This window comes from Dyadobacter sp., assembly GCF_051859145.1.
In the GTDB taxonomy this organism is placed as follows: domain Bacteria; phylum Bacteroidota; class Bacteroidia; order Cytophagales; family Spirosomataceae; genus Dyadobacter.
The window spans coordinates 1-16,298 of the sequence record NZ_JBHYGF010000004.1 but is presented as its reverse complement, the minus strand read 5'-3'; the positions used below and the strand labels follow the sequence as shown (position 1 = coordinate 16,298).

Here is a 16,298-nt window from a genome sequence, read left to right as displayed (position 1 = left end):
GAGTGACACCAGGAATTTCTCAAGCCAAGCAGTGAAATTATACAGACAAAACGCTTAAATTTAGCATTACTCACTTCCTGCTTCCTGATACCTGCTTCATGAAATTACGACTTCTATTCTCTACACTTGCCTTTGGCTTGTTGACGTTAAGTGCCTTTGCCCAATCTTTCAACAATTTCCCGGTCACAACTCAGAAGCCGCCGCTGCACGGAAAACATTGGATGGGAATTACGGGTAAGCCGCTCGCGGCAACCGCCGGCGCTATGATTTTCAGCAAAGGTGGCAATGCGGTAGATGCATCCTGCGCGATGCTGGCAGCTACCTGCACCATGTGGGATGTACTCAGCTGGGGTGGAGAAACACAGGCATTGATCTACAACCCTAAAACCAGGAAAGTCATAGCGATCAATGCCATGGGCGTGGCCCCCACAGGCGCTACAGCTGATTTTTACAAAAACAAGGGCATGAAGTACCCGCCGGAATATGGTCCATTGGCAGCTACAACACCAGGTACTCCCGGCGGATTGATGACCATGCTGGCAGAGTACGGCACGATGAGCCTGAAAGAAGTACTTGCGCCTGCGATGCAAATGGCTGAGGGTTACCCCATCGAAGGACAAACTGCCAATGCAATTGAGCGCGATAAAGCAGAGATCAAGAAGTGGCCTTATTCTACGAAGGTCTTCCTTCCGCATCTAGGTCAGCCGCGCGAGGCACCGGATGCCGGTGAAATCTTTGTCCAAAAAGACCTGCTGGCCACTTTACAGAAACTGGTTGATGCTGAGCAGGCCGCCTTGAAAAAAGGCAAAAAAAGGAAAGACGCGATCTATGCTGCATACGACCGTTTTTATAAAGGCGATATCGCGAAGGAAATAGCGCGTGGTACACAGGAACAGGGTGGCTTGATCACTGAGCAGGACCTTGCTGCGTGGAAGGTTAAAATAGAGGAGCCGCTAATGACCAACTACAAAGGCATTGAAGTGTATAAAATGCAGCAATGGACGCAGGGACCAGTGATGTTGCAGGCGCTGAATATGCTGGAAAACTTCGATCTGAAAGGAATGGGCTATAATTCGTCACGCTACATTCATACGCTGTACCAGGTAATGAACCTGGCCTTTGCCGATCGTGATTTCTACTATGGTGATCCTGCATTTGCTCCCGAAGAACCTATGAAGGGACTGTTGTCCAAAGAATACGCCAAAGAGCGCATTAAGCAGATCAATTGGGAAAAGAATGATGCGAAAGCAATGCCCGGAGATCCCTACCCTTTTGAAGGAAAGAAAAATCCGTACACGGAGCAGATCAAGTCCTGGGGTAATTTTCATGCTGCATTGAAGCGCAATGAAAATGGCCTGAGTGAACAGTTCATGAAGGAATTTACAGCGGGCACAACCTCTGTGGAGGCCACAGATGAAGAAGGTTGGGTAGTGAGCATTACGCCAAGTGGTGGCTGGGTACCTGCTTGCATTGCGGGCAATACCGGAGTTGGTTTAAGTCAGCGGATGCAATCTTTTGTGCTTGATCCGAAGGAAAATCCATTCAATGTGGTAGAACCGAGAAAACGGCCCCGGCTTACGCTCACACCCAGTCTCGCTTTGAAAGATGGGAAGCCATTTTTGTCTTTTGCAAAACAGGCCGGCGACGAACAGGACCAGCTGCTGCTGCAATTTTTCCTGAATATGGTAGAATTCGGTATGACGGTGCAGGAAGCGACCGAGGCACCAAGCTTTAAAACTTTACAAATGTACGGCAGCTTCGGGGCGCACGAAAAAATCCCGGGTGGACTGATCCTGAACCAGTCCATGCCTGATTGGACCAGAAAAGAACTCTCACAAATGGGTTATTCATCCAGTTTCCAGCCCAGAACGAGTGGCCCCATTAATGCCATTTATTTTGACTGGCAGCATGGAAGCTTCTGGGGTGGTTCGAGCAACCATGGTGAAGACTATGGTTTTGGATGGTAAGCTGCCTTCGTCATTAAAAGTTGGTTTTAAAGCAACTCGTCAGTCGTCAAACGCATTTCGACCAAGTGCTTTTTAAAGCCAACTTTCTCGTAAGCAGCAACTGCTGATTTATTGGCATCATACACCTGCAAACGCACCTCCGGCAAACCCTTTTGCCTGGCCCATTCAACAAGCTTTTTGATAATTAAGCGGTTAATGCCTTTCCCACGCTGCTCCGGCACGACATACATGAAGCCCAAAAATGCATAGCGATCAAACTGGTTGTAAGGCTTAGCGGGCAAAATCCGAACGTGCCCGGCGCCCACAAGCTGCCCATTGCTTTCTGCCACCACTACCTCGGTTTCTTCATTTTCGATCATTTTGGCAAGATCATAATAATTAAAATCCTCCGTTACGAAAGTCTCGTCAAATGGACGCTCAGCTTTGATAATGCCCTTTTCAAATTCCAGCAACACAGGTAACTCCTCTATTCTGGCCTGCCTGATATTAATTTCCTCCATGAATGTTCTCAGATGTAAGCGGCTTTCTTTCAACCGCGGTTTATGGTGCAAAATGCAAAGTTCGCATGCATTTGCCTGCCTTAATTAACAAAAATTTGATCTCCCAGAAAAAAGAGAATATACCGGACCGGTGTTCTACCGGTAAGTAAGAAACCGTATTTACAGCCAGTTTGCACCCGTTAGTTAGATAACTTAGGTTAACCTTCCACGCCCTACTATGCAGCGAATAGAAAATTGCTATCACTATGAAAATCTCAGCCAAGCTCAAAAACAGTTTTAACGAACATTACCTGGAAGTTGCGACGAATGGAGCGACCCGGAATGTGCAAATCCCGCCAAAGCCTACTGGTTTCGGGTCGGCTGTGAATGGAGGTGAAATGCTATTACTGGCACTTGCAACCTGTTTTTGTAATGATATTTACAGAGAAGCAGCTAAAAAGAACATAGCTATTTCGGGCGTAGAGGTCAATTGCACGGCTGATTTCGGTGCAGAAGGCGAGCCGGGGAGTAATTTCCAATACACTGTGCAGGTTACCTCAGATGCACCCAAAAACGTAATTGCTGAGCTGATTGAACATACAAACCGCATTGCCGAAATCCATAACACACTCCGGATCGGAACTGCTGTGACGCTCGTTAATTCCTGACACAAATGAACAAAGGGACTCTAAACCAGCTTTTTACAGATTCTCGATATATTTCTGCCCGCCGAGGTAACGCATTTGGCGGACGATCTGCCCAGTGCGCCTGTTGACGTAAGCGGAAGGATTTTTGATGGAAAACTTGATCGGATTTGGAAGCACGGCGGCTATTCTTGCCGCCTCATAGCGCGTGAGCTTTTTTGCAGATTTGTTGTAAAAACGTAGCGAAGCAGCTTCCACACCGAAGGTCATTTCTCCCATTTCGGCTACATTGAGGTAAACTTCCAGAATCCGCTCCTTATCCCAGATCAACTCGATCAGCACTGTAAAATAAGCTTCAAGTCCTTTTCTGAGATAACTTCTTCCGTGCCATAAAAAAACATTTTTCGCTACCTGCTGCGAAATGGTGCTGGCGCCGCGTGCACGCTTGCGTTTTTCAGTAACGGCATTGTAAATCTGGTCAAAATCAAAGCCCCAGTGCTTAGGGAAGTTCTGATCCTCCGAAGCAACTACTGCCAAAGCCACTTCTTTCGAAATATTTTCGTAGGGTTCCCAATCATGAAAAAGCTCGGTATCCTCGTCGGCTTTAAACGCTTCCATTTTTCGTGAAAGCATATAGGGCGTCACCCAAACCGGTACAAACCTGAGAATCACTACCCAAATAATAGATACTCCGAAAAACAAAATCAAAATTCTCAGTGCAATGAACTGCAGACGGCGGAGCATAAAACTTTTTACTTCAAAAAACAGAAACCAACGGACCAATTGAGCGTACAAAGAACAGAAACTAATCAGGTTTAGACAAAGAAATCAAAACCATTATTTATCCGTCAACATACGCTGTCCTATGAATGAAGATATCCTGAGTTTTGTCTGGCGCTTTCAATATTTTGATTCCGCAAATCTGCTCACAGATGAAAATTTGAGCATTTCAGTAATCCGCACCGGCTATAAGAACACCAATGCCGGACCCGATTTCCTGGAAGCAGGAGTCTTGCTGGGCGGGGTTCAATGGTTTGGGAGTATTGAAGTGCACGTGAGGTCGTCGGACTGGTTTATGCATGCACACGAAATTAATCCTGCTTATGAAAGCGTGATACTGCATGTTGTTTGGGAAAATGACAAACCGGTTTTGCGGCAGGACGGTACGCTTGTTCCCACATTGTCGCTTAAAGGTTTGATCAAAGATACCGTGCTGCAAAGGTACAGCCTGTTGCAGGATGAGCATGAAGGAATTCCCTGTCACGCGCTTTTCAGCAAAATACACGAGATACATAAATTCGCTATGCTCGACCGGGTACTGCTTGAAAGACTGAGCAGAAAAGCCGGGGAGGTAGCTACTTTGCTTGAAATCAATAAAAATGACTGGGACCAGACCGCGTACCAGTGGCTGGGAAAGCATTTTGGGTTCAAACTGAATGATCCCGCATTTTTAAGGTTAATGCAGATTGTCCCCTGGAAAATTCTCCGGAAGCATCGCGACAGGCCGCTGCAAATTGAAGCCATACTTTTTGGCACTGCAGGATTAATCCCGGAGCGGTCGGAAGATGTGTATGTCCGGATGCTGCAGCAGGAATTCAGATTTTTGGGATCAAAATACAAGCTCACTGAACAACAAATGAATGCGCATGAATGGAAATATGCACGATTGCGACCTGCGGGCTTTCCTACCATCAGGATTTCGCAACTGGCGCAGCTCCTGAGTGCCGAAAGCACCCTGTTTTCGCAGATTATCTCCCTGGAATCCTTTTCTGAACTGCAGCAGCTGTTTCACTTGCGGCAATCTGATTACTGGACGCAGCATTATGTGTTTGACAAGAAAGCCGCAGCCCCGGTTCCGGCAATGGGCAAAGATGCAGGTGCACTGCTGATTATTAACGGGATTATTCCGGTCCTGGTTGCCTACTCGAAGCACAGAAACCAGCCGGAGCTGCTGGATAAAGCGATTTACTGGCTCTCACAACTTCCGTCGGAGAACAACCGCATTACAAGAGAATGGGCAACCCTGGGAATGCAGGTGAAAACATCCGCCGATTCCCAGGCGCTGATTGAGTGGTATAATAACTATTGCATGCCAAAAAAGTGCCTTGAATGCACAGTAGGTGCCGGATTGGTTCGGGCTGTTTAGCCTTTTACGAGATTAACCCCGGTCAGCAGGAATACAGTACCTACCAAAAAAGGTACTACCGACTCCCATTTAGAAACGGTGAGCCCAAGTACAGGCTTGTCTGACAGGAATGCGATGCAGGCGAAAAGGAGTACTGAAATGCCGAGGATTGTCAAAAGAGCACCGAAGAACCGCTTAAACTGGGTATTTTCCATTGAATTGGTGAAAGAGAAGATGTTTTTGGTAAAAATATAAACAAGTGCCTTATGCTATCAAAATGTGTACCGGATCATTGCACGGAAAGTCCCATTTTCTTACCCTCCTCCACCATAAAGGCGTAAGCCGGCCCGTATTCGTTGGGTATGGTACCTTCCAGGATCGCTTCCCTCACAAGTTCCTTGATGATCCCCACTTCTTTGGCGGGTTTAAGGCCGAAAGTCTCCATGATCATTTCCCCGGTGATCACGGGCTGGAAATTGCGCAGCTTGTCGCGTTCTTCCAGGTCTTTCAACTTTTGCTCGACGAGATCGAAATTGTGCAGGTATCGCTTTACTTTTTCGGGATTTTTGGAGGTAATATCTGCCCGGCAAAGTTTCATCAGTGCTTCTATATCCTCCCCCGCTTCTACCAACAGCCGGCGCATTGCGGAGTCGGTAATTTCTTCTTTGGAGAGAACGATGGGCCGTAAATGCAGCCTGACCAGCTTTTTGACAAAGCGCATTTTTTCATTGAGCGGCAATTTCATTCTGCGGAAAATCACGGGCCCCATTCTCGCCCCTACTTCCTCGTGGTTGTGAAATGACCAGCCTATCTTTTTGTCAAACTTCTTGGTAGCCGGCTTTGCAATGTCATGCAGGATCGCGGCCCATCGCAGCCAGAGATCGTCTGTATGCTGCGAAACATTGTCGAGCACCTGAAGTGTGTGGTAAAAATTATCCTTATGTCCCTTCCCTTCAATGTTTTCCACACCTTGCAGTTCGATCATTTCAGGAAAGATAATGTGAAGCAAGCCTGCGTGGAACAGCAGCTTGAAGCCGTAAGAAGGTGTTTTAGAAAGAATGATCTTGTTGAGCTCATCAGAAATCCGCTCCATGGAAACAATGGAGATGCGGTCTTTCATTTTCACAATCGCATCGAAAGTATCAGCTTCAATGTCAAAATTGAGCTGGCTTGCGAAGCGGATCGCGCGCATCATGCGTAATGGATCGTCGGAGAATGTGATTTCCGGGCCGAGCGGCGTTCGGATGATCTTCTTTTTAAGGTCTTTAACTCCCTCGAATGGATCGATCAGCTCGCCGAAACTGGCTTTTTCAAGACTGATCCCCATTGCATTAATGGTAAAGTCGCGCCTGTTCTGATCGTCGGCTAGGGTACCATCTTCTACGGCTGGCTTGCGGGAATCAGCGCGGTAGGATTCTTTACGCGCACCTACGAATTCGATTTCAAGATCTCCCTGACGGATCTGGGCAGTTCCGAAATTACTGTAAACACTCACGAAAACATCTGGTCCAAGCTGGCTGGATACCAATTCGGCGAGGGCAATCCCGCTTCCGATGCAGACAATATCAATATCCTTACTGTTTCTTTTGAGTATCAGGTCCCTTACAAACCCGCCGATGACATACGCCTCCACACCCAGCTCCGCCGCAGCCTTCGCCACGATCTCCAATATCGGATAGCCGGATAATTGCTCTTTGAAATTCATGCGGCAAAGGTAAAAAAATCTTATTGTCAGACTTTCGGATTTGGACTATTTGTCCCAGAAGCAGGTTTATGCAGATAAGATTTAGTTCTGAGTACTATGGCACTTCAAACGGCGGTTATTTCAGCTATTCACCATAAAAAACGCAGTCCGCGGAAAACGGTCAAACAGCTCGTCTTTCAGTTCGTTGTCGATCGGCAGCTTACCGACTGCTTCCGACATGCATTGCAGCCAGGCTACTGCATCTTCTTCTGAAATTGGATGTGGCATGTGCCGGGCGCGCATCATCGGGTGACCGTATACTTCTGAATAAAGCTGTGGTCCGCCCAGGAACTGTGTCAGAAACAACCGCTGCTTTTCCTTGATTAAATCCTTATCCGTTTTAAACAAACGCGAAATCAGTTCGTGACTGAAAACAAGGTCGTAAAAATCGTCTGTCAGCTGGCGCAGGGCTGCATCTCCGCCAATGCGTTCGTATAATGATTGGTTTTCCATTCTGATCTGCAAATTCTAATTATCAAAACGCATATGCTTCACAGACTCGCCCGAGCGCGCCAGTTCTGTCAAGGCTTCAATGCCGATATCGAGGTGTTTTTTAACAAAATTGGTAGTCACTTTTTTATCGCTCTCCTCCGTTTTCACACCCTCAGGTACCAGCGGATTATCAGAAACAAGTAGTAATGCACCGTGCGGAATAGAATTGGCAAAACCAACAATGAAAATCGTCGCAGTTTCCATATCGATCGCCATCGCGCGGATCGCACGAAGGTACTCTTTAAAGTCGGCGTCGTGCTCCCAGATCCTTCGGTTGGTTGTGTAAACGGTTCCGGTCCAATAGTCCATTTTGTGCTTTTTAATACTCGCCGAAACCGTACTTTGCAGCCGGAAGGAAGGCAATGCAGGAATTTCAGGCGGCATATAATCGTCGCTTGTACCTTCGCCGCGAATGGCCGCAATCGGCAGGATCAGATCGCCTACCTGCGTCTTTTTCAGTCCACCGCATTTACCCAAAAACAAAACAGCTTTCGGGTTAATGGCCGACAACAAGTCCATGACAGTGGCCGCCATCGGACTTCCCATTCCGAAATTGATGATGGTAATATCCTTGGCAGTGGCAGTTTGCATAGCGCGTCCGTGCCCTTTTACAGGCACATCGAACTTCTCCGCAAACATGGTCACGTAATTTCCAAAATTGGTCAGCAGGATATAATTCCCAAACTCCTCTACCGGCGTTCCCGTATACCGAGGAAGCCAGTTTTCGACGATTTGCTCTTTGGTAGTCATGATTTCAGACAGTTAATTGGCTGGGGCTGCTGTGATGTGTATCTTCGTTTTATGGAATCCTTGAACCTCCCAGCATTTGCCTATAAAGTTAAGCAGGTTAATGGGAAACCGCATATTTTCGACATTATACGCAGGAAATTCGTCACCCTCACACCGGAAGAATGGGTACGCCAGCATTTCATCCATTTGCTGATCACACACTACGGTTACCCCAAGTCCCTGTTCGCGGTCGAGACCGGCCTGCAATACAATTCGCTTGCCAAAAGGACAGATATCATGGTCCTTTCGTCCAACTCACTTCCCTTTTTGCTGGTTGAATGCAAGGCGCCTTTTGTACCTGTTACGGAGGCAACCTTCGCCCAGATCAGCCGGTATAATTTCACCCTGCAGCCACGGTATCTGGCTGTTACCAATGGAATGAGCCACTACTGTTTCCAGGCGCTCGACGGACAAATCAGCTTCATGGACGATTTTCCTGCTTACCGGGAGAATAACCTATAAAAAGGAAAGCCTGTCACAAACGGACAGGCTTTGCCAGATTATTATTAGCCATGAAAAATTATTTCGCCGCTACTAATTTCACGTCGATTGTAAAATCATCATTGATCATTTTGTCGCCCAGGTTATCGAAAAATGATTTTGAATTGTATTTGATATCGTATTTAGAACGGTCAACTACCATTTTACCAGTCGCTTCTGCACCATTTGCAGTTGTTTTTACAGTTACCGGGAAAGTAACAGGCTTGGTAATTCCTTTGATCGTCAAATCACCGGTTACGTCGTAAACACCAGCAGATTTCGGAGCAGCTTTTGTAACTACGAAAGTAGCGGTCGGGTGTTTTTCAACTGAGAAGAAATCATCAGATTTCAAATGGCCGATCAGCTTTCCGTTGTATTCTTTATCAGTAAGGTCAGTACAAGTAATGCTGTTCAGGTCGGCCACGAATTTACCGCCGGTCAACTTAGCACCGTCCATTGTAATTGTACCTTCTTTCAATGCAATTTTTCCAGTGTGCTCGCCTGTTACTTTCTTTCCTACCCAGGTAAGCTCGCTTTTTGATGTGTTTACTTTCAGATTAGTGGCCTTTTTACCATCCTCAGCAGATACAGAGGCAGAAACAAATGCAGCAACTGCAAGAGAGGCAAAGAAAAATTTCACAGATTTCATTGTAGTTTTCATTGTAATTTAAATTGAATTGTTTATTGTGATTATTGTTTTGAGTGAAAATTATTGTTCGGCTTCCCTGACCTTGTCAAGCAGGGCGCTGATCTGATCTGCTTCTTCGGGCGTAATGATGTTAAACCTGTCCTCCCATTCGTCTACATAAGGATCGAGCTCGGCCAGCAACCTCAATCCCTCCTCTGTGATCAGCACATCCACAGCCCGCCTGTCTTTTTCGCAGGAACTACGCTTTGCCAGGTTTTTGGCCAGTAACTTGTCTACCAGGCGCGACGTATTTGAATTTCGGTCGAGCATCCTTTCGGTAATGTCGCTCACCTTAATCGGCGTACTCCCCTGGCCGCGCAGAATGCGCAGTACATTGTATTGCTGTGATGTTATATCGTGACTTTTGAAAAATTCAAGCTGCTTATATTCCAGCCAATTCGTCGTATAAATCAAGTTCAGGGCCAATCGCTGGTACGGGCTCCGAAATTTTTTTTGTTTGATATCAGTTTCAATTGACATGGTGTCGGGTTAAATGCAAATAATATGTATATACATTTAATGTTGTAACATCTATTTATCTTATGATAGTTCCTTGTTGCTGAAAATATTTCCAACACAAAAATCTTACGTATCACATTCAATTGTCATTCAATGATTTACCTGCAAAAACAGTTAATCCTCGCGTCCAACTCACCACGCAGAAAGCAACTACTCACCGACCTCGGCTTGGATTTTGAAGTAGATGTGCTGCCAATTGATGAAAGCTTTCCGGCAGATATACCCACGCACGAGGTCGCAGGCTATATATCAACCGCAAAGGCAGAGGTATTCAGGGGCAAGCGGCCGGGAGATATTGTGCTGACTGCCGACACGGTAGTAGTTGCGGACAACCGCATTCTGGGCAAACCCGCAGATAAAGCAGAAGCTTTTGAAATGCTGAGATTGTTATCGGGCAAAAAACATGATGTGGTCACTGCAGTGAGTATCCTGTCGGACAATGGACTGGAAACGGTCTCTGATACTGCAACTGTTTATTTCCGCGACCTCGAAGATTCGGAAATATCCTACTATATTGACCTATGCAAACCGTTTGATAAAGCAGGTGCTTACGGAATACAGGAATGGATCGGAATGACCGCCATTGAGAAAATCGAAGGTTCTTTTTACACCATCATGGGCCTGCCTGTTCACATTGTATACCAGAAGCTCAAACCCTTTTTCAGGGATTAACAACGTTCAATGATTGCCGACAGATCAAAATCCATCCCACGTGTTTGCTATGAGATATTCGTCCGCTCTTTCTGCGATTCGAATGGGGACGGGATCGGTGATCTGAAAGGCATTATTTCAAAGCTGGACTACCTCGCCGACCTCGGCATTGAAGCGATCTGGCTTACGCCCATTCATCCCTCGCCCAGTTACCACAAATACGATGTGGTCGACTATTTTGCTATCGAGCCCGAATACGGTACGATTTATGATTTCAGGCGGCTGCTTTACGAAGCGCACAAAAGAAAAATTGAGATATACCTCGACCTGATCGTTAATCATACCAGTACCCTGCACCCGTGGTTTACCGAAGCGCGTAAAAGTCCGGATAACCAATTCCGGCAATATTATTGGTGGATGACGCCGCCGCAAATTGACGCACTGGGCATTTCGCGACGGGAAACGTCCGATGATTCGCAGGTGGTATATCCCTGGCACGAGAATGCAGAAGATCAGCAGAAATACTACGGCCTTTTTTACAAAGGAATGCCCGATCTCAACTATCACTCCCCTGCACTCCGAACCGAGCTTGAAAAAATTATTGATTTTTGGCTGGTCGAGATAGGGGTCGATGGTTTTCGGCTGGATGCAGCCCGGCACATTTATCCTGATTGGGAAAAGCAGCATAGCCTTGAATTCTGGGATTTCTTTGCCGGTTTGATCAAAAAAAGCAATCCGGATGCATTTACAGTCGGGGAAGTATGGGCAGAGACCGAAGAAGTTGCACCCTATTTCAAGCACCTTGACGCCACTTTTCACTTTGATCTCAGCTTTGCATTACAACGCATATTGGTGCAGGAACAAGACGAAGAGCTGATCGAAAAACTGCTTGCCAGCTACGCCGTTTTTGCGCAGTACAATCCGTTGTTTATTGACGCGATCATGCTCACCAATCACGATCAGGAGCGGATCGGAAGTGTGGTAGTCAATCACCCGGATAAGATGAAGCTGGCCGCGAGTATCTTACTTACCCTGCCCGGTCAGCCCTACATTTACTATGGGGAAGAGATCGGCATGCTGGGCTCAAAACCCGATCCGCACATTCGTGAGCCGTTTTTGTGGACCGAATGTCCGGAAGACGAGCCCGGTACTACGGGCTGGATCAATGCAAAATTCTCTACGTTTGAAACCGTCGTTCCATTGTCCAGGCAAGCCACCGATCCAAAGTCCATTTACAATCATTACCGCACATTAATCCACCTTCGCAAAGCCGAACCTGCACTTTGCCAGATTATTGACCCGAATCTTTCAGCAGTAGACCTTTCTGACAAACAGCTGCTTGCATTTTTGCGCCCGCATTTTACGCGACCAGTGCTGGTCATTCACAATCTGTCAGGCACAACGAAAAGTATCAGGGTACCGAACATACTCCGGGATATGCACGAAGTCATTTTCACCAATGATCCCAATATTGCCGGTGCATTCACTGGCGGACTGCTCGCTCCTTATGCCAGTATAATCTTGGCCGCTGGTACTGCTGCATTCAAAACTGAGCTTACCGAACAGTAGTTGCGGCAATGCAGCCCGCTTTTGTTCAATTATAAAATTTGCCAAAATACTTCCCGATCTATGAAAATCGCGTTTCATCTTTTTGCATTCTTCACAATCGCACATACCGCCTTTGCTCAAAAGCAATATCCTACAATGGGAAAGGTGATTTTCGAAGATGCAGCATTTGAAAAACTGATTGCAAAAGACGCCAAGGTAGAAGTACTCGCCTCAGGGTTCGACTGGTCAGAAGGCCCGGTTTGGGTGAAAGAAGGCAGCTTTCTACTTTTTTCGGATGATCCTAAAAACCGAGTTTACAAATGGGAAGAAAAAAGCGGGCTATCCGTTTTTCTTGAACCTTCGGGCTATACCGGAATAGGTGTTTACAGCGACGAGCCCGGCAGTAACGGACTAATTATCGACAGCAAGGGCCGGCTGATATCCTGTGAGCACGGCGACCGACGCATTTCGGCAATGCCACTGCAAGTCGGCGGTAAGCTTACACTAGCCGATCGTTTTTCCGGAAAGCGGTTTAACAGTCCCAACGATATCGCAGAGCATTCGAATGGAAGCTACTATTTCACCGATCCACCTTATGGATTGAATAAAAAACACGAAGATCTATCACGCGAAATTGCACAGTTTGGCGTGTACAGAATTGCGAAAGACGGCACGGTAACCCAGGAAATTGCGGACCTGACCAGGCCCAACGGGTTGGCCTTCTCACCTGACGGGAAGACGTTATATGTAGCCCAATCTGATCCAGAGAAGGCAATTATCATGTCATATCCGGTAGACGCAAGCGGAAAAGTGGGTAAAGGCAAACTGGTATACGACGCCACTCCGATGCTCAAAGCTGGTAAAAACGGGCTGCCTGACGGTTTGAAGGTGGATAAAGATGGAAATCTCTGGTCTTCCGGGCCTGGCGGAATGCTGATCCTGACACCAGCCGGCAAACTCCTGGGCCGGATTGAAATGAACGAACTTACCTCCAATTGCGCCTGGGGAGGCGATGGAAGTACATTGTACATGACCGTCGACGGGTACGTATGCAGGATCAAAACACTGACAAAGGGCGCAGGCTGGTAACTTACCTGTCTGTACGTCGCACCGAATTCAATGTAGATTCCACTTCCGATTTTACGGCGGGCCAATTGTTTTTCCCGTCCCGGTAAATGTGCGTGTAAGCTTTGTAAAGTGTTTTCTGGTCCTCATCAATGCGGTCAAGCTGATCAGAAATCACCTGCCTTCCTGAGTTACGGGCAGATTTGTATTCACCGATCAAGGTATCCCATCGTTTTTCAAGATTGCTGATCTCATACAAAACCACCTCGCCCAGTTTGTCCATATCCTGATATTGCAAAACCAGCTCCCGGTTATAGTCAGCGTCACCTGCGCCACGCGAGTTTCCTTCATTGATTTTACTATAATCCCGGCGGTAGGAATCGTCAGAGCCCGTCGTTCTTGAACTTCTGTAACGGTCTGAATCGGAGTCGTAAGTAGATGTACCGTGCCGCTGATCGTACCTTTTCTGCAATGTTGCCGAGCAGGAGATCTGGAGTGCTGCAACTACTGAAAGAATGCAAATTGTAAATGGCTTTTTCATGAAGTGCTCAGGTTAAAAATTGTGTCTCAAACCAATGCTGAGGTTTGGATTAAAGTAAAAGAATTTCGGTATCAGTTCAAGGTACCCGCCGCCTTCTACAAAGAACGACGCCGGTTTTTGGGCAAAGAAAAATTCCAGCCCGACTGTTGCCGACGGACCTGTTGAAATATTGGTTGTATACACCGATTTCACATTGCGATCGGGATAGTACCGCCGCGAATTCACCTGCACACCGGGACCCGCATACGCAGAAATCCGCTCATTGAACAAAGGCACGTACCACTCATAACTTGCATTGAACATCACGCCCACGCTGCCCATATCGTCGTTGCTTACCTTGTAATTGTCTTTGCTTTTAAACAATCCAATGTAAGTTCCGAAGCTGATATCCAGCGCATTGCGGTCACCATATTTACGCACACTTACGGCAATAGGTTCGCCCACTTCAAACCCCAATGCCCAATCCTGACTCTGTGAAAAAGCATCTGTGACGAATAGAAAAAGGGAGGAAAGAAGTAGTAGCTTTTTCATAGTGGCTGGCATATTTTAATAAATTGAATTGACTGAATACCTTTTCAGGAACAAAAACAGTGCCATCCCGTCCGCAGTTCACCTTTCATTCCGATCAATCAAATTCAATAAACGGTTTTGGTTCAACACCATTTTCTTCCTAATATTGGGCCTTATTTGCATTGCCAGCCATATTTCAAAACTAACAGCCGCACACAGTGACCCAAGTCGAAAAGAGTAAGATTTTTAATGCAAAAGATTTAATAGCTTATTTTCTTGTTGCAGGCACCGGGGCGGTTATCCAGTTAGTATCCAGCAGTTTAATTCAGGATTGGTTTGACATTTCGTGGAGCGATTCCATTGTTCCTTCCTACCTGGTAGGATTGGTCTGGGGATTTATCCTTACCAAGCTTTTTGCATTCGACGCGCGCCGCAGCAACCAGACGCGCCGGGAAATGGTGAAGTTTTTCATGGTGGCCACCTTCTCTCTTTTTGTTACAAAACTAGGCGCCGACGGTTCGTACTACATTGTTACCCACTATCTGGGTTACGACATTTACGAAGCGAAGCTGCCTTTTGGTAAAAAAGAAGTGAACATTACCGAAATGGTTTGCTATATCTTCGGTCAGGGTTGCAGCTTTGTCAGCAACTATATTTTGCACAAGACTTTCACTTTCAAGAGCACAGGTTTTTACAACCGCCTGAAAGTTCTGATCCGCTAATTACAATCTTTCAATAATTACCGCAGAAGCCCCGCCGCCGCCATTGCAGATCGCGGCCAGTCCGTACTTCGCATTTTTGTGGTTTAAAACCGAGAGCAGCGTAGTGATAATGCGCGCGCCGGAAGCGCCAAGCGGGTGACCAAGCGAAACCGCTCCGCCAAATACATTAACTTTATTTACATCTATTTGCAAAGCCTGCATATACGCCAGCGCGACCACTGCAAATGCCTCATTTACCTCGAAATAGTCGATATCTTCTATTGACAACCCTGCTTTGGCAAGCACCTTTTCGGTAGCGATAACAGGTGTAGTTGTAAACCAGGCCGGATCCTGCTCCGCATCGGCATAGGCGACAATGCGGGCCAGCGGTCTCAGTCCGCCTTTCTCCACGGTGCTGCTGCCTGCCAAAACCAATGCAGCTGCACCGTCGTTAATTGTAGATGCATTCGCGGCAGTTACCGTTCCTTCTTTTGAAAAAACCGGTTTTAATGAAGGTATCTTCTCAAATTTGACCTTTTTAAATTCTTCGTCCTCAGTTACCCATGTAGAGTCGCCGCCTTTTGGTGACGGTACTTCCACAGAAATCAGCTCTTTCGCGAAAGATCCATTTGCACTCGACTCCGCGCTTCTTGTGTATGATAATATGGCGTATTCGTCCTGCTGTTCCCTTGTAATTTCGTATTTATCAGCAGTCCGGTCACCACACACGCCCATACCGATCTGGTCGTAAACATCAGTCAGCCCGTCTTTGAGCAGACCGTCCGTTATTTCACCATGCCCATATCCGTATCCGTTTCTCGCTTTGGGTAAATAATAAGGAATCAGCGACATATTCTCCATTCCGCCCGCGACCACCACTTCCGCATCGCCCAGCTGGATCGCCTGCGCTCCGAACACAACCGCCTTCATACCCGACGCACATACCTTATTCACGGTCGTACAAATAACATGATTGGGTAAGCCAGCATATATCGCAGCCTGGCGCGCCGGTGCCTGCCCGAGATTGGCCGACACTACATTTCCCATGATTACCTCATCCACCTGCTCCGGTTTCAATCCTGACTGATCCAATGCACCCCGGATAGCAGCTGCGCCCAACCTGGCAGCATGAACCGTAGACAATGCGCCTCCAAAACTTCCGATGGGTGTCCGCACAGCAGACAGGATATATACTTCTTGCTTCATGATTACAATTCCGATGAACTTTCGGGCAAGTGGTCATACTCGCCTTTCCAGGCGTAATAACCGAAAATCACCAGTCCTGCGCAAATCGGAATGAAAATCAAAATGATGATAAACCATTGAAGCGTGGTGTTGGTCCTGGCGATTCCCTC

General features: G+C 46.9%; 20 protein-coding genes. 8 read left to right on the top strand and 12 right to left on the bottom strand.

What is annotated here, in order from left to right; all coding sequences use genetic code 11:
* Positions 1-98 precede the first annotated feature (98 nt).
* Positions 99-1,967: a gamma-glutamyltransferase family protein gene (locus ACTIE6_RS00725; protein WP_439554803.1), complete on the top strand. Its 1,869-nt coding sequence runs from the start codon at positions 99-101 to the stop codon at positions 1,965-1,967.
* A gap of 26 nt (positions 1,968-1,993) precedes the next feature.
* On the opposite strand, the gene ACTIE6_RS00720 is transcribed toward ACTIE6_RS00725, so the two are convergent.
* Positions 1,994-2,467, bottom strand: a complete 474-nt coding sequence (locus ACTIE6_RS00720; RefSeq protein ID WP_439554802.1) for a GNAT family N-acetyltransferase — start codon at positions 2,465-2,467, stop codon at positions 1,994-1,996.
* 245 nt (positions 2,468-2,712) lie between these two features.
* On the opposite strand from ACTIE6_RS00720, the gene ACTIE6_RS00715 reads away from it, so the two are divergent.
* Entirely contained in the window at positions 2,713-3,114 is a 402-nt protein-coding gene (locus tag ACTIE6_RS00715; protein WP_439554801.1) for an OsmC family protein, read from the top strand.
* A 33-nt stretch (positions 3,115-3,147) separates the two neighbouring features.
* Here ACTIE6_RS00715 and mtgA read toward each other — a convergent pair whose 3' ends face one another.
* Positions 3,148-3,834 (bottom strand): monofunctional biosynthetic peptidoglycan transglycosylase, encoded by a 687-nt coding sequence (gene mtgA / locus ACTIE6_RS00710; protein ID WP_439554800.1) that lies wholly within the window; start codon positions 3,832-3,834, stop codon positions 3,148-3,150.
* Between the two features lie 121 nt (positions 3,835-3,955).
* On the opposite strand from mtgA, the gene ACTIE6_RS00705 reads away from it, so the two are divergent.
* Positions 3,956-5,236 (top strand): DUF2851 family protein, encoded by a 1,281-nt coding sequence (locus ACTIE6_RS00705; protein WP_439554799.1) that lies wholly within the window; start codon positions 3,956-3,958, stop codon positions 5,234-5,236.
* On the opposite strand, the gene ACTIE6_RS00700 is transcribed toward ACTIE6_RS00705, so the two are convergent.
* The 4 genes from ACTIE6_RS00700 to ACTIE6_RS00685 all read right to left on the bottom strand — a co-directional run bounded on the left by ACTIE6_RS00700 (position 5,233) and on the right by ACTIE6_RS00685 (position 8,201).
* Positions 5,233-5,430 (bottom strand): hypothetical protein, encoded by a 198-nt coding sequence (locus ACTIE6_RS00700; protein WP_031526592.1) that lies wholly within the window; start codon positions 5,428-5,430, stop codon positions 5,233-5,235. The two genes, ACTIE6_RS00705 and ACTIE6_RS00700, sit on opposite strands and share 4 nt — an antisense overlap.
* Before the next feature lie 74 nt (positions 5,431-5,504).
* A complete protein-coding gene (locus ACTIE6_RS00695) occupies positions 5,505-6,920 on the bottom strand; it encodes a CCA tRNA nucleotidyltransferase (RefSeq protein ID WP_439554798.1) in 1,416 nt (471 codons plus the stop codon).
* 120 nt (positions 6,921-7,040) lie between these two features.
* On the bottom strand, positions 7,041-7,412 hold the full coding sequence (locus tag ACTIE6_RS00690) for a globin domain-containing protein (protein WP_439554797.1): 372 nt from the start codon (positions 7,410-7,412) through the stop codon (positions 7,041-7,043).
* Positions 7,413-7,427: 15 nt separating this feature from the next.
* Complete coding sequence (locus tag ACTIE6_RS00685) at positions 7,428-8,201, bottom strand: AMP nucleosidase (protein ID WP_439554796.1); 774 nt, start codon at positions 8,199-8,201, stop codon at positions 7,428-7,430.
* 51 nt (positions 8,202-8,252) lie between these two features.
* On the opposite strand from ACTIE6_RS00685, the gene ACTIE6_RS00680 reads away from it, so the two are divergent.
* Entirely contained in the window at positions 8,253-8,702 is a 450-nt protein-coding gene (locus ACTIE6_RS00680) for a type I restriction enzyme HsdR N-terminal domain-containing protein (RefSeq protein ID WP_439554795.1), read from the top strand.
* 58 nt (positions 8,703-8,760) lie between these two features.
* Here ACTIE6_RS00680 and ACTIE6_RS00675 read toward each other — a convergent pair whose 3' ends face one another.
* Positions 8,761-9,369: a YceI family protein gene (locus ACTIE6_RS00675; protein ID WP_439554805.1), complete on the bottom strand. Its 609-nt coding sequence runs from the start codon at positions 9,367-9,369 to the stop codon at positions 8,761-8,763.
* 60 nt (positions 9,370-9,429) lie between these two features.
* Positions 9,430-9,888 (bottom strand): MarR family winged helix-turn-helix transcriptional regulator, encoded by a 459-nt coding sequence (locus tag ACTIE6_RS00670; RefSeq protein ID WP_439554794.1) that lies wholly within the window; start codon positions 9,886-9,888, stop codon positions 9,430-9,432.
* 132 nt (positions 9,889-10,020) lie between these two features.
* On the opposite strand from ACTIE6_RS00670, the gene ACTIE6_RS00665 reads away from it, so the two are divergent.
* The 3 genes from ACTIE6_RS00665 to ACTIE6_RS00655 are packed head-to-tail and all read left to right on the top strand — an operon-like array spanning position 10,021 to position 13,215.
* The gene (locus tag ACTIE6_RS00665) at positions 10,021-10,599 is read left to right on the top strand and encodes a Maf family protein (protein ID WP_439554793.1); all 579 of its coding nucleotides are present in this window, start codon (positions 10,021-10,023) and stop codon (positions 10,597-10,599) included.
* Positions 10,600-10,608: 9 nt separating this feature from the next.
* Positions 10,609-12,147, top strand: coding sequence for an alpha-amylase family glycosyl hydrolase (locus ACTIE6_RS00660; RefSeq protein WP_439554792.1), 1,539 nt, complete (start codon positions 10,609-10,611; stop codon positions 12,145-12,147).
* Between the two features lie 60 nt (positions 12,148-12,207).
* Positions 12,208-13,215: an SMP-30/gluconolactonase/LRE family protein gene (locus ACTIE6_RS00655; protein WP_439554791.1), complete on the top strand. Its 1,008-nt coding sequence runs from the start codon at positions 12,208-12,210 to the stop codon at positions 13,213-13,215.
* Position 13,216: 1 nt separating this feature from the next.
* Here ACTIE6_RS00655 and ACTIE6_RS00650 read toward each other — a convergent pair whose 3' ends face one another.
* Both ACTIE6_RS00650 and ACTIE6_RS00645 read right to left on the bottom strand, forming a co-directional pair.
* Positions 13,217-13,732, bottom strand: coding sequence for a hypothetical protein (locus ACTIE6_RS00650; RefSeq protein ID WP_439554790.1), 516 nt, complete (start codon positions 13,730-13,732; stop codon positions 13,217-13,219).
* A 12-nt stretch (positions 13,733-13,744) separates the two neighbouring features.
* Positions 13,745-14,263 (bottom strand): hypothetical protein, encoded by a 519-nt coding sequence (locus ACTIE6_RS00645; RefSeq protein ID WP_439554789.1) that lies wholly within the window; start codon positions 14,261-14,263, stop codon positions 13,745-13,747.
* 197 nt (positions 14,264-14,460) lie between these two features.
* Here ACTIE6_RS00645 and ACTIE6_RS00640 point away from each other — a divergent pair, with 197 nt between their 5' ends.
* Entirely contained in the window at positions 14,461-14,964 is a 504-nt protein-coding gene (locus tag ACTIE6_RS00640; protein WP_439554788.1) for a GtrA family protein, read from the top strand.
* Here the strand turns inward: ACTIE6_RS00640 and ACTIE6_RS00635 are convergent, their stop codons facing one another.
* Together ACTIE6_RS00635 and ACTIE6_RS00630 are read right to left on the bottom strand one after the other, a co-directional pair.
* Positions 14,965-16,149 (bottom strand): acetyl-CoA C-acyltransferase, encoded by a 1,185-nt coding sequence (locus ACTIE6_RS00635; protein ID WP_439554787.1) that lies wholly within the window; start codon positions 16,147-16,149, stop codon positions 14,965-14,967. It lies immediately after the preceding gene.
* Between the two features lie 2 nt (positions 16,150-16,151).
* Positions 16,152-16,292, bottom strand: a complete 141-nt coding sequence (locus ACTIE6_RS00630) for a DUF6814 family protein (protein ID WP_439554804.1) — start codon at positions 16,290-16,292, stop codon at positions 16,152-16,154.
* Positions 16,293-16,298 lie beyond the last annotated feature (6 nt).